Raw genomic sequence first — 20,447 nt, forward strand, 5'->3', positions numbered from 1 at the left:
CGGTCGGATCGGCCGACGCGTCGTCCACGACCGAGCGCGGGGCAACACTGGTGAGGAGTCATAGTTCAGATGAGTTCGGATGGATCGACCGGCACACCGTCCGAGTCGGGCGGCCGAGTGGGTGGACGGTCGAGCCGCCCCAGGCCTACCCGTGCACGACCCACCCGACAGCGACCGGCTCGTACGGTCGCGCTACCGACTCTGCTCGCCGCGGCGGTGGAAAAGAACCCGGACGGTATCGCGGTGGAGTGCGGCACCCGGTCGCTCACCTATCGGGAGATCGACTCCCGGTCGTCCAGGCTGGCCCGGCTGCTCATCGAACGCGGGGTCGGCCCCGAGGATTTCGTGGCACTGGCACTGACCCGTTCGATCGAATCTGTCACGGCCGTGTGGGCCGTGGCGAAGACCGGTGCTGCATTCGTGCCCATCGACCCCAACTACCCGGCCGCCCGCATCACGCACATGGTGAACGACTCCGGCGTGCGAATGGGTGTCACTGCAACACAATTCGAAGAATCGATGCCGACGTCGGTGTCGTGGATCAGCCTCGACTCGTCCGACATCGAAGGTGCACTCCAGGGGTTGTCCGACGATCCCGTCGTGGCGGACGACCGACGGGCACCGATTCGCCCGTCCACGCTCGCGTACGTCATCTACACCTCCGGCTCGACCGGTCTGCCGAAGGGCGTCGCCGTCTCCCACGCCGGGCTGGCACCGCTGACCTCCACTCAGGTCGAGATCTACGGGCTGGACTCCGATTCGCGCACATTGCATTTCGCGTCCCCCAGCTTCGATGCGTCCGTGCTGGAGCTACTGATGGCTGTGGGCGCGGGGTCGACGATGGTCATCGTCCCGCCCGGTGTCTACGGCGGTTCCGATCTGGGTGACATGCTCCGCCACCACCGCGTCAGCCATGCGTTCATCACCCCGGCGGCGCTGGCCTCACTCGATCCGGCAGAGGTGCCCGACATGCGAGTGCTCGCGATCGGCGGCGAGGCCTTCACCTCGGAACTGATGTCGAAGTGGGCACCGGGCAGACGTTTTCACAACGTCTACGGCCCCACCGAAGCGTCGATGGTGTGCAACATCTCGCCGCCCTTGAACGCGGGCGAAGCCGTGCTGCTCGGGCCGTCCACCAAGGACATGGGCTACCACGTGCTCGACGACCGGTTGCGGCAGGTGCCCGCCGGGGTGCCGGGGGAGCTGTATCTGACCGGTGCCGGCCTTGCGCGGGGATACCATCGACGATTCGCGCTGACCGCGGCGCGTTTCGTCGCCAATCCGTATGCAGCCGAGGGTAACTCGGAGCAGAGCCGACTGTACCGCACGGGTGACCTGGTGCGCTGGCGGGAAGTGGCGTCCGGACGGGCCATCGAATACCTGGGCCGCAACGACTTTCAGGTCCAGATCCGAGGCTTCAGAATCGAACTCGGTGAAATCGACGCCGTTCTCACAGCGCAGGACGGGGTCGATTTCGCTGTGACCCTCGGTCACCGCAGTCCCACCGGCGCAACCGTTCTCGCAGCGTACGTACTGCCGGTGGCAGGGACGGACGTCGACCTGGACCGGGTGCTGGACGAGGCCGGGCGGAGTCTGCCTGCGCACATGGTGCCCTCGGTGATCACACGGATCGATTCGATCCCGCTGACTCCCACCGGCAAGCTGGACCGAGACGCACTGCCGGAACCGGTGTTCGAGGCCGCGGAGTTCCGGTCCCCGTCGACCACTACCGAACATGTGGTGGCCGATATCTTCGTCGAGCTGCTCGGGGTCGAACGGGTCGGCCTGGACGACGACTTCTTCGCACTCGGGGGCAACTCCCTGATCGCCACACAGCTTGCGGCTCGATTGGGTTCGGCTCTGGGCGTCCATGTTCCGGCGCGCTCGGTGTTCGAGTCCTCCACCGTCGAGGCCTTGGCGCAGGCCGCCGATTCGGCGGACGGTCCGGTTCGAGCTGCGCTCGACACGTCGAGGCAGCGGCCCGAGCGCATCCCGCTGTCGTCTGCACAGCAGCGCATGTGGTTCCTCAACCGCCTCGACACCGATTCCGCCCTCAACAACGTGCCGGTCGCTCTGTTGCTCCGCGGAGAACTCGATGTCGACGCGCTGCAGGCCGCCGTGGGGGACGTGGTCGGTCGACACGAATCGTTGCGCACCGTGTATCCGGAGATCGACGGTGTCGGGTATCAACAGGTGCGGGACGAGGCCGAGACGCACGTCGGGATGGACGTGGTCCGCATCGCTCGTGACGACGCGCTCGCTGCGGTCACACAGTTCTTCACCCGGGGATTCGACGTCACCGTCGAGATCCCGTTTCGTGTCCGGCTGTTCCACATCACGGACCCCGCCGGTGCAGCACCCGAGTACGTGCTGGCCTTCGTTGCCCACCACATATCGGCGGACGGGCTCTCGATGGCCCCGCTGTCCCGCGACGTCATGACGGCGTACCTCGCGCGGCACGGCGGATCGGCACCGCAGTGGGCACCGCTGCCGGTCCAGTACGTCGACTACACACTCTGGCAACTCGACATGCTCGGCTCCGAATCGGATCCGAAGTCGCTGGCCCGCAAGCAGATCGACTATTGGCGTCGCACGCTCGACGGCCTCCCCGAGCAGTTGGATCTGCCCTCCGACCGGCCGCGCCCGCGGGTCGCGTCGGGGCAGGGGGCGGTGACGGCGTTCGAGATCGACGCTGCACTGCACGCCCGCGTACTCGAGTGTGCACGCGAGCACGACGCCACCGCGTTCATGGTGGTGCACGCGGCGCTGGCGGTGCTGCTGGCCACGTTGTCCGGGACGGCTGACATCGCCGTGGGAGCACCCGTGGGTGGGCGCGGCGACGCACGATTGGACGACCTGGTGGGCATGTTCGTCAACACGGTGGTCCTGCGAACACAGATTGCCCAGGATGCCCCGTTCGGCGCGGTACTCGACGCCGTACGTACCTCCGACCTGGAGGCTTTCGACAATGTGGACGTGCCCTTCGAGCGTCTCGTCGAGGTACTCGATCCGGTGCGTTCACAAGGGCGGCACCCGCTGGTCCAGGTAGCGCTGTTCTTCCAGAACTTCTCCCAGGGGTCGTTCGAGCTCCCGGATCTCGGCGTCGAGGCATTCGGGTCCGGGGCGGCGTCGGCGAAGTTCGATCTTCAGGTGACGCTCACCGAACTCGGGGACGGCGCAGGTCTGGCCGGCGAGCTCATGTACGCGACGGATCTGTTCGACGAGTCGACGGTGGCGTCGTTCGGGCGACGGTTGGTGGCTGTACTCGAGGCGGTGACCGCTCGTCCGGATGTCGTGGTCGGTGATATCGACGTTCTCGATTCGGCCGAGCGTGAACGAATCATGTTGCGCGGCAACGGCGACGAGGTGGCCATCGAATCCGCCGAGGTGTTGTTGGACGGCTTCGATCGGGTGGTGGCCGACACGCCCGACGCGGTCGCGGTGGTGTTCGGCGAACGGTCGCTGACGTATCGGGAGTTCTCGGCTCGGGTGGACGCGACTGCGCAGCTGTTGCAGGAGCACGGTGCCGGGCCAGGGGTTCTGGTAGGGCTCGCGATGCGGCGGTCCGTCGAGTTGGTCGTCGGCATGTATGCGGTGCTGCGATCGGGCGCGGCGTACGTTCCGGTGGACCCGGATCAGCCGACCGAACGTAACGACTACATTCTCGACACGGCCGCTCCGGTGGTCGTGTTGTCCACGGCCAGAGATGGTTTCGTCACGGCGACCGCTGTTCCGGTCGTCGACATCACCGATCCACCGGAGCCGTCCGGGTCGGTGGTGTTTCCGCGCGCCGCCGGGGACGACCTGGCGTACGTGTTGTTCACGTCCGGGTCGACCGGTCGTCCGAAGGGCGTGGCGATCGAACACCGGGCCATCGTCAACCAGATGGCGTGGATGGCGCAGGAATACGGTCTCGATGCGTCGGATGTGTACCTGCAGAAGACGGCGACGACGTTCGATGTCTCGCTGTGGGGTTTCTTCCTGCCGCTGCGAACCGGCGGTCGGTTGATCGTGGCGGCCCCGGGCGCGCAGCGTGACGTCGAGGCGGTCGCCGCCGATATCGCGCGGCACGGGGTGACCGTGACGGACTTCGTGCCGTCGATGCTGACGGTGTTCGTCGAAGCGGTGTCGGCGCAGTCGATCTCGTCGCTGCGGCATGTTTTCGTCATCGGTGAGGCGCTGCCCGCGGGTACCGTCGATGCCTGGCGGGCAGTGTCGGATGCGCGGGTGCACAACCTGTACGGGCCTACCGAGGCGGCGGTCAGCGTCACCTATCGCGATGTCTCCGAGGACGGGGCGGGGTCCGGATCGGCGTCCATCGGTGTGCCCGAGTGGAACACCTCGGTGCACGTGCTGGATTCGCGTCTGCATCCGGTACCGGCGGGCGTTCCGGGGGAGTTGTACTTGGCGGGTGTGCAGTTGGCGCGGGGTTACGTTGCGCGGCCGGACCTGTCGGCGGAGCGGTTCGTGGCGAACCCGTTCGACGGCGTGGGGACGCGGATGTACCGGACCGGTGATCTGGTGCGGTGGTCGATGGATGCCGATCGGCTCGAGTACATCGGTCGCACCGATTTTCAGGTCAAGTTCCGTGGGCAGCGAATCGAGTTGGGAGAGATCGAGACTGCGCTGACGGCGCGGTCGTCGGTGAGTCAGGCTGTCGTCGTGGTGTCGCACTCGGCGGTCGGTGAGTCGTTGGTGGCGTACCTGGTTCCTACTCCCGGTACCGACATCGATGTCGAGCTCGTTCGGGCGGAGGCAATTTCTGCGCTGCCGTCCTACATGGTTCCGTCGGCCTTCGTGGTGCTCGACGCTCTACCGCTCAACGCTGCGGGAAAGCTGGATCGTCGGGCGCTGCCGAGTCCGGAGTTCGAGACCCGCGAGTTCAGGTCGCCGCAGACACCGGTGGAGGAAGCTGTTGCCGGTGTGTTCGCGGACGTTCTGGGAGTCGAACGCGTGGGACTCGACGACGACTTCTTCTCGCTCGGCGGCAACTCGCTGCTGGCCGTCAAGTTGGTCTCCGCGCTGAAGGGGGCCCTCGGTGGTCGGCCTGTTCCTCTGAACTGGTTGTTCGTGGACGCGTCCGTTGCCTCCCTTGCGGCACGGATCACTGCTGCCACGGCATCGGGAGTCGACGGAGCGGAAGCAAGCGGGCTCGAGGTCCTGGTACCTCTACGGGTAGGCGGTTCTTCGGCCCCGCTGTTCTGTATCCACCCCATCGTGGGTCTGTCCTGGGCCTTCGGTGCCCTGGCGTCACACATCGGCGACGACCGTCCGATCTACGGATTGCAGTCGCCCGCGCTGTCCGGTGCAGAACCTGTGCCGCAGTCGATAGAACAGTGGGCTGCGGTATTCGTGGACAAGATTCGCGCCGTGCAACCGTCGGGCCCGTATCACTTGCTGGGGTGGTCCATGGGCGGACTGATCGCGCATGCGATGGCCGTGCAACTGCAACGTGAGGGCCACGAGGTCTCGACGTTGGCCATGATGGACTCGTTCGTTGCGGGTGGGTCGGACCACCTCGTCGACAGGCCGGTATCGGCGGACGAGATTCTCGGCGGGCTGGGTGTCGGTGCGGACAACCACCTTGAGATCGGTGAACTCACGGTCGACTCCGTGGCCGAACTGTTGAAGTCGATGCCGGCACCTTTCGACTCGATTTCCCGCGAACGGGTCGCCGGGATCCTCGACGGGATCGCACAATCGGCAGAGCTCATCGAAACCTATGTGCCACAGACCTTCACAGGACGAGCGCTGCTGTTCGCATCGGTCACCGACGATCCCACGGGCAACGTGGCGGCGGCGACGTGGCGCGGTGCGCTGAGCGAGGGCGTGACGGTCGTCCCGGTCCATTCGACCCACTGGCAGATGGCGTCGTCGCCGGCATCGACCGAGATCGGGCCTGTGCTGGACGCGGAATTGCACCGGTAGTCCGTTCGGCAACGACGAAGGCCTCACGACATCGTGTCGTGAGGCCTTCGTCGTTGCGTGTGGAGAATGTTCAGCAGGGTGCGGGCGTGGTGGTTGCGTAATCGGGATCGAGTGCGGTCTTCACCATGTACAGGGGAGCGGGATCGGCGACGAGACCGACGTGGGACGTCGTCGCCGTGGGGCACACGTCCTGAACCCAGACGTTGTGCACCATCGCAGGGTCGCCGGACTTGAGGAAGGTGTTCGCGGGCGGTGTCGAGACGGTGTCGTTGCGCGTGGCGATGACGGTGTACTCGACCCCTGGTTCGACGTCTCCGCCTTCGTTCAAGCTCGTCAGCGTCGTCGAACCGACGAGTTGCTGGGCACCCGCCATGTTGTATGTCAGGGGGGTGAGTGCGTCGCCGGGCAGGCCGAGCGAGGTGAGCAGTTCGGAGAGCTGCTGCAAACCGCCGAAGGTCGTGCCGTGGTTGGTGGCACCCAGTGTGACCAGTGTGTGCACCTTGTTGCGGGCGGGGTCCTGCGCATCGGTGCCGCCATCGAACTTCATGTACTGCCGAGTGGCGGTGCCACCCTGCGAATGGCCGACCATGTCGACTTGCTCGGCACCGGTCGCCGCGAGTACTTCGTCGACGAAACGGCCGATCTGACGGCCCGACTCAGCGATGTCGCCGGAGCCCCAGATGGTCGTGCCCGGGTCGAGCAGCAGCGATACTCCGCCGTAGTTGGGTGCGAAGACGCAGTAACCCTCGCTCTTCAGCTGCGGTGCCAGGATCTTCCACGTGGACGCATCCATCTTGGTTCCGTGGACGAGCACGACCGGACGGGGATGGGCCGCGCTGGGAACACAGCCGAAGTCGTTGGCACCCTCGAGGGTAGGCGTGGCAGAAACCGAGGTTCCGGTGGGCGAGGGCGCAGCGACCGCCGTGCCCGTCCCGGTGAAGGACAGGGCACCGGCCACCGCGACAGCAATCGCCGTGGGCAATACTCTCGTGAACTTCTTCGGCATGGCCTCTATCTCGTCCGGGGCGTGGGAATCCGCCGCTGTCACCTGCATCTGCGTCACCGACCGTAACAGCCGGACACACAGGCGTAACAGGCGTGCAGGTCAAGGGTGCCGGTCGGGCAGGCCGGTCGGCGAGCCCGTGTGGTGGACATCACCAACCGATGGCTCCGTATCTGATTCCTGCGCGAAGCTCGCCGACCCGGATGACGAACGCACGCAGCCAATGGCCGCGTGACATCCCGGTCAGCGACGTCGGCAGCAGGGGATTGCGCAGCAGCAGCGCCATCCACCAGGACGCGACTCGGCGCACTTTCAGTGCCGGGCACCCCTGAGGCCGGTAGATTCCGCGAAGCTTGGCGAAGCCGAACCCGAGGCGGAAAGACTGGCGCAGGAGAGGGCGTAGCTCGTCACGCAGTCGATACGCCACTACTGCCTCGGTACTGAACCCCAAGGTGTAACCCGCCAGTTGCGCCCGCCAACTGAACTCGACATCCTGGCTTGCTCGGTAGCGGTTGTCCATGCCGCCGAGATCGCTGTAGACCGATGCCCAGCAGGCCATACTCGCGCCGATCGCGAACGGCAGGAAGTCGGTGCGGCCCTGGTTCTCCGGCGCTGTCGTGGGCGTCCACGACAGCGCCCGGACGCTGTTCAGCGTGTCGGTTTCGACCGCAGTACCGACAACATCGAACGACGACGCCTCCTGTACGAGCGTGGTGAGCCACGACGAGTGCACGACATCGTCCGAGTCGCAGAACGCCAACAGATCGCCGGACGCCTCTCGGGCACCGCAGTTGCGTGCGTAACCCGCTCCGGTCTCGCGGGAGGCATCGACCGACCTGAGCCGCAGCCGCTCTCGCAAAGGATGGGTGAGTACGTATTCGCCGAGGTCTCCGTCTCGCGTGTTGTCCGCAACGAGCACCTCGAACGGAAACCCGACATCCTGATCGGCCAGAGCCTGCAACTGTGCGTCCAAGTGCGGATCGAGGCCGCCGACGGGAACGATCACCGATACCGACGGATGCTCAGGTCGTGCCCGGTCGACCACAACGAATCCCCCAACGTAGAAATGTCGGCCCGGACGACGCGATCAGCCCGACGCAGATGCCTTCTTGTACCCCCGAATCGCAGGGTAGAGGAAGATCACGACCATTCCCAGAGACCACGCGAGAGTTTGGAGAATCGGAGTCATGACGGGCCCTCCGAGTGCCAGCGCGCGCATCGCGGAGACCGCAACCGACATCGGCTGCGCTGCGACCACCGGCTGCAGCCAGAGCGGATACGCGAGGACGGGGACGAATCCGGCATTGAAGAACATCAACAACGTGCAGAAGATCGACACCACTTCGACCAGTGGTGCGTCGCCGGCCACCGTGGCGAGGAACGTGACCATGACTGCGAACCCGATACCGAACACGACAGGAATCAGCAGCAACAAGATGCCGGCCTGAATTCCCTGGGTGAACCTGAACCCCAGCGCTACACCGGCACAGATGATGACCACGGTGGTCACGAGCACCCGAACTGCTTCGGCAATCATCCTGCCCAGGAGGCCGGCCGCACGGTGAGTGGGCGTTGTCCAGAACCGAGCCAACAGACCCGACTTTCGTTCGCCCTTGAGGCCGACAGCGCTGACGATGGACCCGAACATGGCTCCGACCAGAGCGATCATCGGCACCTGGCCGTAGATCGCCGGCGATCCGGTGGCCGCGGAAATCGAGTTCCCGAGCACGACACGGAACATGACCAGCATCAACGCGGGGTACAGCAACGCCTGAATCATCGTTGACGGATCGCGCATCCACCGCATCAGAAGTCGTTTGGCCTGGATCAGGCTGTGTGTCCCGAGCGCACGAATCGACCCTTCTCGCAGGGCCATGTTGGGTTCGGGAAAGGTCAGGTTGGATACGCGTGCAGCGTTCACCGACGCTTCTGTCATCGTCATCTCGGACTCGTCATTCTGGTCTCGAGCTCGCCCAGATGGCGAGCGGGACGAAGAACAGGAGCAGGCCGGCCACCCAGGCGAGGGATGGCCACAACACCTGGAAGCTGACTCCGCCCTCGGCCATGTCGCGCATAGCGAACGAGAACTGCGAAATCGGTTGATTGCGAACGAACGGTCGGATGAGTTCCGGGAAGCCGCTTTCGGGAACGAATCCGCACGAGGCCATGCCGAGGATGAGCTGGGGCAGGGTCAACACCTGGCTGGTCGCTTCGGGGCTCTTCGACAGCGTTCCGATTGCGTCGGCACCGATCGACAACGTGGTGCTGATCAGCATGGCGAGCGCGCAGAACAGCAGGGCCTGACCGAATCCTGCGGAGAAGCGAAAGCCGATGACGTAGCCGAAGCCGAGTGCGGATACGAGCGATACCAGTGAACGGACGACACCGCTCGAGATTCGCGACACCAGCGGGACACCGCGTACGACGGGCATCGTCTTCAGACGGGAGTTGAGTCCACTCATTGCCTCCGTCGATGCCCTCTGCGCGGCGGAGATGGCGGTGAACGCCATTGCCTGCAGCACGATGATCGGCATCAGAAACTGTGCGTAGTCGATGCCCTGCAGGCCCATCACGAACTTGAGCGGAAGGTAGAAGCCGATGGTGAAGATCAGGGGAGCGATGACCGCGATCAGCAGCTCACCCTGGGTGAGCATCGTCCACAGTGCACGCCCGGTCAGTGCCTGCCACTGCACGAAGCCGGACGGCCGCGTTCGTGACCGGCGTTTGGGCTGCTGCGTCGTCGACCCGGTGGTTGTCCGAGGAGCGGTGACCGCACGCGTATTCGAGACGCCTCGCGTCGTGGCCGTCACGGCGTGGGGCTCGCTTGCGAATGGCCGGTGAGGGTGAGGAAGACGTCGTCGAGCGAGGGGCGGCGCAACGCGATGTCGGCCAGCACGATGCCACGGGCGTCGATACGGCGGAGGATCTCGGACAAGGTTGCGGCACCGTCGGGGGCCGGCACGGACAGGCGGTCGGACGCGGCTGTGATCTCGGCGTGCACCGCCGGAGGGACCATCTCACCCAGCGCCTCGGCCGCTGCTCGTAGCTGACCCGGATCGAGAGGCACCACTTCGCAGTAGCTACCGCCGGTCATGGCCTTGAGCTGATCGGACGTACCTTCGGCGATGACCGTGCCCTTGTCGATGACGATGATGTTGTCGCTCAGTACGTCTGCCTCTTCGAGGTATTGCGTCGTCAGCAACACGGTGATGCCCTGGGCTTTCAGTGCCTCGACCAACGACCACACACCCTGTCGGCTCCGAGGGTCGAGTCCGGTGGTCGGCTCGTCCAGGAACACGACTTCGGGACGCACGACCAGGCCACATGCGATGTCGATACGACGGCGCATGCCACCGGAGTAGCCGCGGACCGGACGCTTGCCGGTATCGGACAGGTCGAATTCGTCGAGCAGGGCCTTGGCGCGAGCCTTGGCAGCCTTCTTGTCCAGACCCATGAGGCGGCCGAACAATTCGATGTTCTCGCGCCCCGAAAGAGTGTCGTCGAGGGCGGCGTACTGACCCGTCATCATGATCGACCGCCGCACCGCGGGAGCGTCGGCAGCAACATCGTGGCCGGCGACGAAGGCCCGGCCGCTGTCGGGCGCGATCAGCGTCGACAGCACTTTCACAGTCGTGGTCTTGCCCGCACCATTGGGGCCGAGGATGCCGAGTACGGTTCCCCGCTCGGCCGAGAAGCTGATGCCGCGCAGCGCATGCACATCGCCGAAGGACTTGTGCACGTCCTCCACGTGTACGGCTGCGTGCTGAGCTGACGACATCGGATCTCCGAGCTGTGGGGTGAATGGGGCCGGGGCAGTGCCGGGGCCCGTGGAGGGTAGGGCCACTACTTGATACGGGAACTGCCGGGAAATGTTACCTGTGGATTGCAGTCGCAGATGTTCTGCCGTCAGCCCCAATCGATATCGATACTGTCCTCGACGTCCAGCTTTCGGCACAGGGATCGCAGTCCGCTGTAGTCCTGAACCAGCGCTCGACGGCTCTTGTCGGCCTCGACGTCGGCGATCATGGCCTCGGCTCCGCGGACACCTTCGAGTTCGAGAATGCGCGCCCACGTCGAGAAGTCGCTGCTCGAGAACGCATCCATGCCGTCGACGAGACCGTCGAGAAACTTCTGTCGATCGTTGGATCCGAGCCTGTCGAAGACGATCGCCGCCATGTCGTCGGCAATCGATGCGTGGCAGTACTCGTCGCGATTGTGGAGCTTGACCGTCGCCCGATTGATCGGCTGAATGACGTCGTCGTCCTCGATCAGATCGAGGTACGACGTGATGGAAATCTCTGCGACCGTCATGAAGGCGAGCGAGCTGATCGCCGCAGACCACGGGTCGTCGCTCTTCGCCTGAGCGGTCCGCTGGCGACGGACGGTGGAACTGAACGGCAGGGATCGTTCGGACAACGCCCAACCGCGACCGCGACGGGTCGCCGCACTGGCGTTGAGGTGCATCAGCGTGTGGTACTGCTCGTCCACCATGGCCTGAGTCACCGCGACCGCGAGGGTGTCGCCCATCCCGGTCTCGAACACATCCTGGGCGAGCAGGGAAAATCCGGGGTGAACGACGTGCTGCTCGACATCCATCACGTTCTTGTTGAACGCGATCCAGCCCCAGGCCCGCAGCCGATCCTGCTGTTCCGGTTCGGCACCGAGGAATGTGTCGTGTTCTCCGAACGGGATCAAGGCGTCGGGAAAATCTCGCTTGGTCGTGTCGAACAAATCGTCCAACTGGGGTTCGGGCTTCTTGACGGTGGCACGCTGCGACCAGTTCTTCGCCAACCGCGCTACGACCGCGCTCTCGACGACATCGTGGGGGTCGTGCTCCGGCAAGGTCGGCTGTTCCAACATCGTGTGCCCCGCCTCCGCGTCCGGACCGGCGATCACGAATTGTCGCCGGAACCTCGAACGATACCGAACAACTCGGCACAGACGGATCGATAACGATCGGCGGAGCTGCCGAGGGCGCTGCCTGCTCGGTTCATCAGTTCGGCGAACTCGGACTCCGAGCCGGATTCGACGGTCTCGCCGAGCAGTTGCGTCGCGCGGTGGAGCGCCGCCCGCGCGTCGGCGGCGTGCGGGTTACCTGCCTGAACGTCCCAGTACACCTCGGGCTCACCACCGGTGATGCGTGCGAGGACGGCGAGCATCGTCGTGTGTGGGGGAGGAGCGACGGCGTCGATGTCGGCGAACGGCAGATCGAGCTCGGCCAGGGCGAGCCCGAACGCGAGAACACTGGCGTGGGTGAGCGCTTGGGTCGCCGCAGCGAGTCGGTCGTGACGCTCGGCGTCGAGGAGAACGGTCCGGCCACCCCAGTGCTGCAGTCTGTCGACGAACGCGTCGGCCGAGGTGCCGGGTCGGTGCACGACGACGGCAACGGGGCGTCCGTTCATGCCCAGGGACGGTGCGAACATCGGGTTGATGCCCAGCGTCGGGCCGAGGTGTCCGCCGCGGCCGGCGTACTGCGAGTAGCCGGACTTGACCGACAGCGTCTCCACCAGCAGTGCGTCGGGGCGTACCGCGGTCAGATCGGCCGACAGTGCCACGGACTCGGGCACAGCGAGCACGACCGTCGACGCAGTCGACAATGCAGCTGTGACGCGGTGGTCGGGTGCGGTGATGTCGCCGACGAGCGTCGCGGCGTCGACCGATGTCGAAGCGGCTCGAGCGTCGACGACGGTCACCTGCACGCCGTCGCCGCGCAGGAGATCGACCAGTAGCCGGCCGACGGCTCCGGAGCCCCCGACCACCACTACCGAATTCTGCTGCTCCGACCGCGTCACCGTGTCCATCGGTCGAGTATGTCAACGAGAGGCTGCAGATACCCAGATCGTGATGTCGGCGTGCACCACCTCGACGCCCGCGGTGTCACGGATGGCAACCGGCACGACGATCTCGCATCCGTCGGTGATGGTCGCGAAATCGGGAATGGTCTCCAGTTCTGCCACCGCGCGCAGTGACGTGGTCGCCTTCGTCAGGTACTGGACGGTCATCGACTTGGGGATCCAGCGGTGCGACGTCGGAACGGTGGCCTCGGCGAGCATCCCCATCGCAACCTCGGCGAGGTTGCACGCGGCGATCGCGTGGAACGTGCCGAGGTGGTTGCGGATCCCCAGCCATTTCGGGGCCGTGACCTCGCAGCGCCCCGGTTCCAGCGCAACCACCCGCGGCAGCACGGACGCGAAGTAGGGCACACGTAGACACATGCCGATGGAGAACACGGTGGATCCGATAGTGTTGTTCGGGAGCTTCGACCAGGCTCGATACGTGGCCCCGGTGGTGGTTGCGACTGTGTTCATGGGCTTACCTTACTGCTGAGTAAGGTCGTGCGGAGCGTATGGATCGACCCCGAGTTGATCTGTCGCGCATACTGCGGCATACTGGTCGGGTTGCCTGGACACGGGACGCGCTTGCGTGCGGCCTGAACCGGGTGAGTTGATCGAGAGATCGGCTGAGCAGAACATGAGACCAGCGCTCCACGTGAGCGCGTCCGGACCACCAGCTCGATCGGTGTGGGTTTCCTCCCTCGGATGGTTGAAGCGAAAGTTTCAGCGCAGAAGAATGAGCGGAATCGCGACACGCCCGACCGCGTGGACCGGAGAACCATGACAGATGAAGAGCGGCAACGGATACAGGTCACGCCTGGTCGTCAACGTTTTTCACTGTCGTGTGTGCACGAAGGCAGTTCGAGTCGGAGGGATTCCCCCGGCTCGGGGACTGTGCAGACGAGGTGGAGCAGGCCGAACGGCCCGTTCTACGACCAAGCGGCAAGAAAAGGACACTAAGCGTGGCGGGACAAAAGATCCGCATCAGGCTCAAGGCCTACGACCATGAGGCGATCGACGCGTCAGCGCGCAAGATCGTCGAAACGGTCACCCGTACGGGTGCCCGCGTCGTCGGACCGGTGCCGTTGCCGACAGAAAAGAACGTGTACTGCGTCATCCGTTCGCCGCACAAGTACAAGGACTCGCGCGAACATTTCGAGATGCGTACTCACAAGCGGCTCATTGACATCCTCGACCCGACACCGAAGACGGTGGACGCGCTCATGCGCATCGACCTCCCGGCCAGTGTCGACGTCAACATCCAGTGAGCGCGGAGACAACGATGACTGATAACAAGAACCGGCCTGCGACAGGAATTCTGGGCACCAAGCTCGGAATGACCCAGGTCTTCGACGAGAACAACCGCGTCGTTCCGGTGACCGTGATCAAGGCAGGCCCCAACGTGGTCACCCAGATCCGCACCCAGGAACGTGACGGCTACAGCGCCGTCCAGGTCGCATTCGGTGCGATCGACCCGCGCAAGGTGAACAAGCCCACCACCGGCCAGTTCGAGAAGGCAGGTGTCACGCCGCGTCGCCACATCGTGGAGATTCGCGTTGCCGACGCCTCGCAGTTCGAGGTCGGCCAGGAGCTCACGGCTGCAGTGTTCGAGGACGGCGCATACGTCGACGTCACCGGCACCAGCAAGGGCAAGGGCTTCGCCGGAACCATGAAGCGTCACGGCTTCAAGGGACAGGGCGCGAGCCACGGTGCACAGGCTGTGCACCGTCGTCCCGGATCCATCGGTGGCTGTGCAACGCCGGGTCGCGTGTTCAAGGGAATGCGCATGTCCGGACGTATGGGTGGCGACCGCGTCACGACGCAGAACCTCTCGGTCCACAAGGTGGACAGCGAGAACGGTCTGCTGCTGATCAAGGGAGCGATCCCGGGCCGTCGCGGCAACGTCGTGATCGTCAAGTCTGCATTGAAGGGTGGTGCACGGGCATGACCAGCCTCGAGAAGAACACCGAGACCAAGCTGACGCTCGATGTCAAGGAAGCCGGCGGCAAGACCAACGGCACCGTCGATCTCCCCGCGGAGATCTTCGACGCACCGGCGAACATCGCGCTGCTGCACCAGGTCGTCATCGCACAGCTGGCAGCTGCTCGTCAGGGAACCCACTCCACGAAGACTCGTGGCGAGGTTCGCGGCGGCGGCAAGAAGCCGTACCGGCAGAAGGGCACCGGCCGCGCCCGTCAGGGCTCGACCCGCGCTCCTCAGTTCGTCGGCGGTGGCACGGTCCACGGACCGCAGCCGCGCGACTACAGCCAGCGGACCCCCAAGAAGATGAAGGCCGCCGCACTGCGCGGAGCCCTCTCCGATCGGGCCCGCAGCGAGCGCCTGCACGTCATCACCGAATTGGTTGCCGGACAGGTTCCGTCCACCAAGGGTGCGAAGACGTTCCTCGCCGAGATCTCGGACCGCAAGAAGGTCCTGCTCGTCGTCGGCCGCGAGGACATCGCAGCCTGGAAGAGCGTTCAGAACCTGGACGGCGTGCACCCCATCGCACCCGACCAGCTCAACACGTACGACGTGCTCAACGCCGATGATGTCGTTTTCAGCGTGGAAGCGTTGAACACCTTCATCGCTGGGCCTGCAAAGAACGAGGAGGCAAGCAAGTGACCACGATCGCCGATCCCCGCGACATCTTGCTGGCACCGGTCATCTCCGAGAAGTCCTACGGACTGATCGAAGAAGGCACGTACACGTTCCTGGTGCACCCGGACTCGAACAAGACGCAGATCAAGATTGCCGTCGAGAAGATCTTCGACGTCACCGTGACCAGCGTCAACACGATGAACCGTCAGGGCAAGCGTAAGCGGACCCGGTTCGGTTACGGCAAGCGCAAGGACACCAAGCGCGCGCTCGTAACGCTCTCCGCCGACAGCAAGCCCATCGAGATCTTCGGAGGTCCGGTCGCGTAAGCGACTGGGACTCTTCGGATATAGAGGACGAGAAGACTCATGGCAATCCGTAAATACAAGCCGACAACCCCGGGCCGTCGTGGCTCCAGCGTGTCCGACTTCGCTGAGATCACGCGTTCGACCCCCGAGAAGTCGCTGATCCGCCCGCTGCACGGTCGCGGTGGACGTAACGCACACGGTCGTATCACCACCCGGCACAAGGGTGGCGGTCACAAGCGTGCGTACCGTCTCATCGATTTCCGTCGCAACGACAAGGACGGCGTGCCGGCCAAGGTCGCTCACATCGAGTACGACCCCAACCGCACCGCGAACATCGCACTGCTGCACTTCGCAGACGGCGAGAAGCGCTACATCGTCGCACCCAAGGGCATCGCCCAGGGCTCGCCGATCGAGCAGGGTGCCAATGCCGACATCAAGCCCGGCAACAACCTGCCCCTGCGCAACATCCCGACGGGTACGACCATTCACGCGGTCGAGCTCCGTCCGGGTGGTGGCGCGAAGATGGCCCGCTCCGCCGGAGCGAGCATCCAGCTCCTCGGTAAGGAAGGCCCCTACGCCACGCTGCGTATGCCGTCCGGTGAAATCCGTCGCGTCGACGTGCGCTGCCGCGCAACCGTCGGCGAGGTCGGCAATGCCGAGCAGTCGAACATCAACTGGGGCAAGGCCGGCCGCATGCGCTGGAAGGGCAAGCGCCCGACCGTTCGTGGTGTCGTGATGAACCCGGTCGACCACCCGCACGGTGGCGGCGAGGGCAAGACCTCCGGTGGACGCCACCCGGTCAGCCCCTGGGGACAGCCTGAAGGCCGTACCCGCAAGAACAAGGCGAGCGACAAGCTCATCGTCCGTCGTCGTCGTACCGGCAAGAACAAGCGCTAGGAGGGAGTTCAGAATGCCACGCAGCCTGAAGAAAGGCCCGTTCGTAGACGATCACCTCCTCGCGAAGGTTGACGTCCAGAACGACAAGGGAACCAAGCAGGTCATCAAGACCTGGTCCCGTCGATCGACAATCCTCCCCGACTTCATCGGTCACACTTTCGCCGTCCACGACGGTCGCAAGCACGTACCGGTGTTCGTGTCCGACTCGATGGTCGGCCACAAGCTCGGAGAGTTCGCACCGACCCGCACGTTCAAGGGTCACATCAAGGACGACCGGAAGGCGAAGAGGCGATGACCAACTTCACCCCCACCGCCAATCCGACTGCCAAGGCCGTAGCGAAGCACGTTCGCGTCACGCCGATGAAGGCACGTCGCGTCGTGGATCTGGTTCGTGGGCGCTCCGTCGAGGACGCGCTCAACATCCTCAAGTTCGCGCCGCAGGCAGCGAGCGAGCCGGTCGCCAAGGTGATCGCGTCCGCAGCCGCCAACGCCGAGAACAACCTGGATCTCGATCCCAGCACGCTGATCGTCGCCACTGCATTCGTCGACGAGGGCACCACCCTCAAGCGATTCCAGCCGCGTGCTCAGGGCCGGGCATTCCGGATCCGCAAGCGCACCAGCCACATCACGGTGATCGTCGAAAGCCTGCCCAAGACCGGCGGAACGTCTCGTAACCGTCGTAAGGGCCAGGCGTCCAAGGAAGGGGCTCAGTAGTGGGTCAGAAAATCAACCCGCACGGCTTCCGCTTGGGTATCACCACTGACTGGAAGTCGCGTTGGTACGCAGACAAGCAGTACTCGGAGTACGTCAAGGAAGACGTCGAGATCCGCAAGCTCCTCGCCACCGGCATGGAGCGCGCGGGTATCGCCAAGGTCGAGATCGAGCGCACTCGTGACCGTGTTCGCGTGGACATCCACACGGCACGTCCGGGCATCGTCATCGGTCGCCGTGGTGCCGAGGCCGACCGCATCCGCGGAGCGCTCGAGAAGCTGACCGGCAAGCAGGTTCAGCTCAACATCCTCGAGGTCAAGAACGCCGAGTCCGAAGCTCAGCTCGTGGCCCAGGGTGTTGCCGAGCAGCTCAGCAACCGCGTCGCATTCCGTCGCGCGATGCGTAAGGCCATCCAGTCGGCCATGCGTCAGCCGAACGTCAAGGGCATTCGTGTTCAGTGCTCCGGCCGTCTCGGTGGCGCTGAAATGTCTCGCTCGGAGTTCTACCGCGAGGGACGCGTTCCCCTGCACACGCTTCGTGCCGACATCGACTACGGGCTGTACGAGGCCAAGACCACCTTCGGCCGCATCGGCGTCAAGGTCTGGATCTACAAGGGCGACATCGTCGGCGGACGGCGTGAACTCGCTGCCGCTGCGGCTCCGGCCGCCGGTGCAGACCGTCCCCGTCGTGAGCGTCCCACTCGTCCGCGTCGCAGCGGTGCCTCGGGCACCACGGCGACCAGCACCGAGGCCGGCCGCGCGGCATCCGCAACCGAGGCTCCGGCCTCGACCGAGCCCACTCAGGAGGGCTGACGCATGTTGATCCCCCGCCGGGTCAAGCACCGCAAGCAGCACCACCCGAAGCGTTCGGGTGCCGCCAAGGGCGGAACTCAGGTGACATTCGGTGACTACGGCATTCAGGCTCTCGAGCCCGCCTACATCACCAACCGTCAGATCGAGTCCGCTCGTATCGCGATCACTCGCCACATCAAGCGTGGCGGCAAGGTCTGGATCAACATCTTCCCGGACCGCCCGCTCACCAAGAAGCCTGCCGAGACCCGCATGGGTTCCGGTAAGGGTTCGCCCGAGTGGTGGATCGCGAACGTCAAGCCGGGTCGCGTGCTCTTCGAGCTGTCGTACCCCGACGAGACCATTGCGCGTGAGGCACTGACTCGCGCCATCCACAAGCTGCCCATCAAGGCACGCATCATCACCAGGGAGGAGCAGTTCTGATGGCTACCGGAACCCCAGCCGCAGAGCTCCGCGAGCTCACCGGTGAAGAGCTGGTCACCAAGCTGCGTGAGTCGAAGGAAGAGCTGTTCAACCTTCGTTTCCAGATGGCTACCGGCCAGTTGGACAACAACCGTCGACTGCGCACCGTCCGTCACGAGATCGCGCGCATCTACACCGTCCTGCGCGAGCGTGAGCTCGGCTTGGCATCTGGTCCTTCCGAGGACACTGCAGGTGACGCGGCATGAGCGAGGAAAAGACTGTGACTGAAGAGCGCAACAACCGCAAGACTCGGATCGGCTACGTCGTATCCGACAAGATGGAGAAGACGATCGTCGTCGAGCTCGAGGACAGGGTCAAGCACCCCCTCTACAGCAAGATCATTCGTCGCACCACCAAGGTCAAGGCACATGACGAGAAGGGCGACGCCGGCGTAGGCGATCGCGTTCAGCTCATGGAGACCCGTCCGCTGTCCGCCACGAAGCACTGGCGACTGGTCGAGGTTCTCGAAAAGGCCAAGTAGTACCTGCACAAAAATGCCCGCTCCCTTCCCGGGGGCGGGCATTTGTGCTTTCCGAAGCATGCGGCCTACCTGCCCAGCAAGCCGCCCAGCGCTCCGCCGACGCCTGCTTGCTCACCGCCACCGGTACCGCCGACCAGTCCACCCGGCGGCTGTTCCGACGGCTGCACCACCACGAACCCCTGGCCGGAAAATTCCAGCGTGAACCTCTCTCCGGTCGAGCGGCCGATCAACGTGCCGAGCCCGAACGAGTCGTTCTTCTTCACTCTCGTCTGCAGAGACGACGACCACGCAACTGCGGCCTGCGGGTCGGCGAACGTCGGCTGGTCGACGTTCAGGACGACCGGCACTCCGTCGGTGGTGATGGCGATACGGCCTCGACCGGTGAACACACAGTTGAAGAACCCCGCGTTTCCACCCGCAGCGGCACCCTGGACACGCTTGATGTCGTAACTCAGCGAGGAGTCGAACGCGAGAACGTTGGCCCCGTTGATGGTGAGCCCGTCCGTACCGTCGAGATCGATCAGATGAACGTCCTGTGCTGCGTTGGCGAGGAACAGGTCGCCCTGGCCCGTGACCTTCATCAGGGGGACGCCTTCGCCGGACAGGGCTTGTTTGAGGGCTCGACCTATACCCCCGGAGCCCTTGGCCTCGAACTGCAGAGTGCCCTGGTACGCGACCATCGAGCCGGCCCGAGCCATGATCTCGCCGTTCATGCCGACCCGGCACATCTTGCTGCCCTGTTTCTGAATCCCCGATCCGGGAACTTCGGCGTGGGCGGGCGCGAACAGTTCACTTCTCATGGCCAGGACTCCTTGTGGGACAGGTGAATTCACGATCGCATCGCTTCGGTGCGAGGGCGGTGCCGTCGGTGCCTCGGATGTGGGCGGATCGTCGTCCTCGACGCTGATACCGAACGCGGTGGCCAGGCCCGCCAACCCATCGGCGTACCCCTGGCCCACCGCGCGAATTTTCCATTGCTGGTTGCGGCGATAGAACTCCAGGATGACGAGAGCACTCTCGTCGCCGAGTGCGTCGGCGGTGAATCCGACAATCGCACCGCCCGACGCGTCGGAGACGGTCACCGATGTCGGGCGGGCGGCAGCGAACGTTGCCGGACCGGTACCGTCCAGCGATGCCGCGATGGCAACGGTCTCGATATCGGCTGGAATCGCGGAGGGATCGATCAGGACGAGATGGCCGGACGGCCCGCGCTGGTACTCGAGCCCCGCGCCCTCGGGTTGGTTGTAGAACACCAGATCCGCGTCCGAACGCACCCGTCCGTCCGGCCCCAACAGCAGCGCGGACACGTCGACCGACGTCGAGGCGGCAAGTGTCACCGTCAGCCGGCCGGTCGGAGCGGGGCAGTTCTCCCCGCGAGCGAGGTTTTTCATCGGATCAAGTGTGCCAGTGTCGACGCGT

21 protein-coding genes are annotated in these 20,447 nt (G+C 64.9%); 12 read left to right on the plus strand and 9 right to left on the minus strand.

Annotated elements, in window-relative coordinates; translation table 11 throughout:
* Positions 1-69: 69 nt before the first annotated feature.
* Positions 70-5,928, plus strand: coding sequence for an amino acid adenylation domain-containing protein (locus CH266_RS17405; protein ID WP_094715834.1), 5,859 nt, complete (start codon positions 70-72; stop codon positions 5,926-5,928).
* 70 nt (positions 5,929-5,998) lie between these two features.
* Here CH266_RS17405 and CH266_RS17410 read toward each other — a convergent pair whose 3' ends face one another.
* From CH266_RS17410 to CH266_RS17445, 8 genes are all read right to left on the minus strand, one after another.
* Complete coding sequence (locus tag CH266_RS17410) at positions 5,999-6,934, minus strand: esterase/lipase family protein (RefSeq protein ID WP_032365693.1); 936 nt, start codon at positions 6,932-6,934, stop codon at positions 5,999-6,001.
* Positions 6,935-7,082: 148 nt separating this feature from the next.
* The gene (locus CH266_RS17415) at positions 7,083-7,976 is read right to left on the minus strand and encodes a glycosyltransferase (RefSeq protein WP_094715835.1); all 894 of its coding nucleotides are present in this window, start codon (positions 7,974-7,976) and stop codon (positions 7,083-7,085) included.
* A gap of 42 nt (positions 7,977-8,018) precedes the next feature.
* Entirely contained in the window at positions 8,019-8,873 is an 855-nt protein-coding gene (locus CH266_RS17420) for an ABC transporter permease (RefSeq protein ID WP_032365640.1), read from the minus strand.
* A gap of 10 nt (positions 8,874-8,883) precedes the next feature.
* Positions 8,884-9,741, minus strand: a complete 858-nt coding sequence (locus tag CH266_RS17425; protein WP_032365639.1) for an ABC transporter permease — start codon at positions 9,739-9,741, stop codon at positions 8,884-8,886.
* Positions 9,738-10,709: a daunorubicin resistance protein DrrA family ABC transporter ATP-binding protein gene (locus CH266_RS17430; protein ID WP_027496305.1), complete on the minus strand. Its 972-nt coding sequence runs from the start codon at positions 10,707-10,709 to the stop codon at positions 9,738-9,740. The genes CH266_RS17425 and CH266_RS17430 overlap by 4 nt, the downstream gene beginning before the upstream one ends.
* A 128-nt stretch (positions 10,710-10,837) precedes the next feature.
* Positions 10,838-11,791: an AurF N-oxygenase family protein gene (locus CH266_RS17435; RefSeq protein ID WP_027496306.1), complete on the minus strand. Its 954-nt coding sequence runs from the start codon at positions 11,789-11,791 to the stop codon at positions 10,838-10,840.
* A 32-nt stretch (positions 11,792-11,823) separates the two neighbouring features.
* Positions 11,824-12,732, minus strand: a complete 909-nt coding sequence (locus tag CH266_RS17440; protein ID WP_094715836.1) for a prephenate dehydrogenase dimerization domain-containing protein — start codon at positions 12,730-12,732, stop codon at positions 11,824-11,826.
* 12 nt (positions 12,733-12,744) lie between these two features.
* Positions 12,745-13,239, minus strand: a complete 495-nt coding sequence (locus tag CH266_RS17445; RefSeq protein WP_027496308.1) for a hotdog fold domain-containing protein — start codon at positions 13,237-13,239, stop codon at positions 12,745-12,747.
* A gap of 488 nt (positions 13,240-13,727) precedes the next feature.
* Here CH266_RS17445 and rpsJ point away from each other — a divergent pair, with 488 nt between their 5' ends.
* Genes rpsJ through rpsQ form a run of 11 tightly spaced genes read left to right on the plus strand, consistent with a single transcriptional unit; the run spans position 13,728 to position 19,028 of the window.
* The gene (gene rpsJ, locus CH266_RS17450) at positions 13,728-14,033 is read left to right on the plus strand and encodes a 30S ribosomal protein S10 (protein ID WP_003938093.1); all 306 of its coding nucleotides are present in this window, start codon (positions 13,728-13,730) and stop codon (positions 14,031-14,033) included.
* Positions 14,034-14,047: 14 nt separating this feature from the next.
* Positions 14,048-14,713: a 50S ribosomal protein L3 gene (gene rplC / locus CH266_RS17455; protein ID WP_027496309.1), complete on the plus strand. Its 666-nt coding sequence runs from the start codon at positions 14,048-14,050 to the stop codon at positions 14,711-14,713.
* Positions 14,710-15,387, plus strand: a complete 678-nt coding sequence (gene rplD / locus CH266_RS17460; RefSeq protein ID WP_008718317.1) for a 50S ribosomal protein L4 — start codon at positions 14,710-14,712, stop codon at positions 15,385-15,387. Before rplC ends, rplD begins: the two co-directional genes overlap by 4 nt.
* A complete protein-coding gene (rplW, locus tag CH266_RS17465) occupies positions 15,384-15,689 on the plus strand; it encodes a 50S ribosomal protein L23 (RefSeq protein ID WP_027496310.1) in 306 nt (101 codons plus the stop codon). Before rplD ends, rplW begins: the two co-directional genes overlap by 4 nt.
* Before the next feature lie 39 nt (positions 15,690-15,728).
* The gene (gene rplB / locus CH266_RS17470; protein WP_008718311.1) at positions 15,729-16,565 is read left to right on the plus strand and encodes a 50S ribosomal protein L2; all 837 of its coding nucleotides are present in this window, start codon (positions 15,729-15,731) and stop codon (positions 16,563-16,565) included.
* A 13-nt stretch (positions 16,566-16,578) separates the two neighbouring features.
* Positions 16,579-16,860 carry a 30S ribosomal protein S19 gene (rpsS, locus tag CH266_RS17475; protein WP_008718309.1) on the plus strand — a complete coding sequence of 94 codons (282 nt, stop codon included), beginning with the start codon at positions 16,579-16,581 and terminating at the stop codon, positions 16,858-16,860.
* The gene (rplV, locus tag CH266_RS17480) at positions 16,857-17,279 is read left to right on the plus strand and encodes a 50S ribosomal protein L22 (RefSeq protein ID WP_027496311.1); all 423 of its coding nucleotides are present in this window, start codon (positions 16,857-16,859) and stop codon (positions 17,277-17,279) included. Before rpsS ends, rplV begins: the two co-directional genes overlap by 4 nt.
* Entirely contained in the window at positions 17,279-18,088 is an 810-nt protein-coding gene (gene rpsC, locus CH266_RS17485) for a 30S ribosomal protein S3 (RefSeq protein WP_027496312.1), read from the plus strand. The genes rplV and rpsC overlap by 1 nt, the downstream gene beginning before the upstream one ends.
* A gap of 3 nt (positions 18,089-18,091) precedes the next feature.
* A complete protein-coding gene (rplP, locus tag CH266_RS17490) occupies positions 18,092-18,508 on the plus strand; it encodes a 50S ribosomal protein L16 (RefSeq protein ID WP_027496313.1) in 417 nt (138 codons plus the stop codon).
* Positions 18,508-18,753, plus strand: a complete 246-nt coding sequence (gene rpmC, locus CH266_RS17495; RefSeq protein ID WP_027496314.1) for a 50S ribosomal protein L29 — start codon at positions 18,508-18,510, stop codon at positions 18,751-18,753. Before rplP ends, rpmC begins: the two co-directional genes overlap by 1 nt.
* The gene (gene rpsQ, locus CH266_RS17500) at positions 18,750-19,028 is read left to right on the plus strand and encodes a 30S ribosomal protein S17 (protein ID WP_027496315.1); all 279 of its coding nucleotides are present in this window, start codon (positions 18,750-18,752) and stop codon (positions 19,026-19,028) included. The genes rpmC and rpsQ overlap by 4 nt, the downstream gene beginning before the upstream one ends.
* A 65-nt stretch (positions 19,029-19,093) precedes the next feature.
* Here the strand turns inward: rpsQ and CH266_RS17505 are convergent, their stop codons facing one another.
* Positions 19,094-20,419 (minus strand): AIM24 family protein, encoded by a 1,326-nt coding sequence (locus CH266_RS17505; protein ID WP_094715837.1) that lies wholly within the window; start codon positions 20,417-20,419, stop codon positions 19,094-19,096.
* Between the last annotated feature and the right edge of the window lie 28 nt (positions 20,420-20,447).

Source organism: Rhodococcus sp. 06-1474-1B (assembly GCF_002258885.1).
GTDB classification, from domain to species: domain Bacteria; phylum Actinomycetota; class Actinomycetes; order Mycobacteriales; family Mycobacteriaceae; genus Rhodococcoides; species Rhodococcoides fascians.

What these genes read in the sequence shown, in the direction of transcription:
- CH266_RS17405 (WP_094715834.1), top strand. Translation starts at nt 70, where the DNA reads ATGAGTTCGGATGGATCGACCGGCACACCGTCCGAGTCGGGCGGCCGA.
- CH266_RS17410 (WP_032365693.1), bottom strand. Translation starts at nt 6,934, where the DNA reads ATGCCGAAGAAGTTCACGAGAGTATTGCCCACGGCGATTGCTGTCGCG.
- CH266_RS17420 (WP_032365640.1), bottom strand. Translation starts at nt 8,873, where the DNA reads ATGACGATGACAGAAGCGTCGGTGAACGCTGCACGCGTATCCAACCTG.
- CH266_RS17430 (WP_027496305.1), bottom strand. Translation starts at nt 10,709, where the DNA reads ATGTCGTCAGCTCAGCACGCAGCCGTACACGTGGAGGACGTGCACAAG.
- CH266_RS17435 (WP_027496306.1), bottom strand. Translation starts at nt 11,791, where the DNA reads ATGTTGGAACAGCCGACCTTGCCGGAGCACGACCCCCACGATGTCGTC.
- CH266_RS17440 (WP_094715836.1), bottom strand. Translation starts at nt 12,732, where the DNA reads ATGGACACGGTGACGCGGTCGGAGCAGCAGAATTCGGTAGTGGTGGTC.
- CH266_RS17445 (WP_027496308.1), bottom strand. Translation starts at nt 13,239, where the DNA reads ATGAACACAGTCGCAACCACCACCGGGGCCACGTATCGAGCCTGGTCG.
- rplC (WP_027496309.1), top strand. Translation starts at nt 14,048, where the DNA reads ATGACTGATAACAAGAACCGGCCTGCGACAGGAATTCTGGGCACCAAG.
- rplD (WP_008718317.1), top strand. Translation starts at nt 14,710, where the DNA reads ATGACCAGCCTCGAGAAGAACACCGAGACCAAGCTGACGCTCGATGTC.
- rplB (WP_008718311.1), top strand. Translation starts at nt 15,729, where the DNA reads ATGGCAATCCGTAAATACAAGCCGACAACCCCGGGCCGTCGTGGCTCC.
- rpsS (WP_008718309.1), top strand. Translation starts at nt 16,579, where the DNA reads ATGCCACGCAGCCTGAAGAAAGGCCCGTTCGTAGACGATCACCTCCTC.
- rplV (WP_027496311.1), top strand. Translation starts at nt 16,857, where the DNA reads ATGACCAACTTCACCCCCACCGCCAATCCGACTGCCAAGGCCGTAGCG.
- rplP (WP_027496313.1), top strand. Translation starts at nt 18,092, where the DNA reads ATGTTGATCCCCCGCCGGGTCAAGCACCGCAAGCAGCACCACCCGAAG.
- rpmC (WP_027496314.1), top strand. Translation starts at nt 18,508, where the DNA reads ATGGCTACCGGAACCCCAGCCGCAGAGCTCCGCGAGCTCACCGGTGAA.
- rpsQ (WP_027496315.1), top strand. Translation starts at nt 18,750, where the DNA reads ATGAGCGAGGAAAAGACTGTGACTGAAGAGCGCAACAACCGCAAGACT.
- CH266_RS17505 (WP_094715837.1), bottom strand. Translation starts at nt 20,419, where the DNA reads ATGAAAAACCTCGCTCGCGGGGAGAACTGCCCCGCTCCGACCGGCCGG.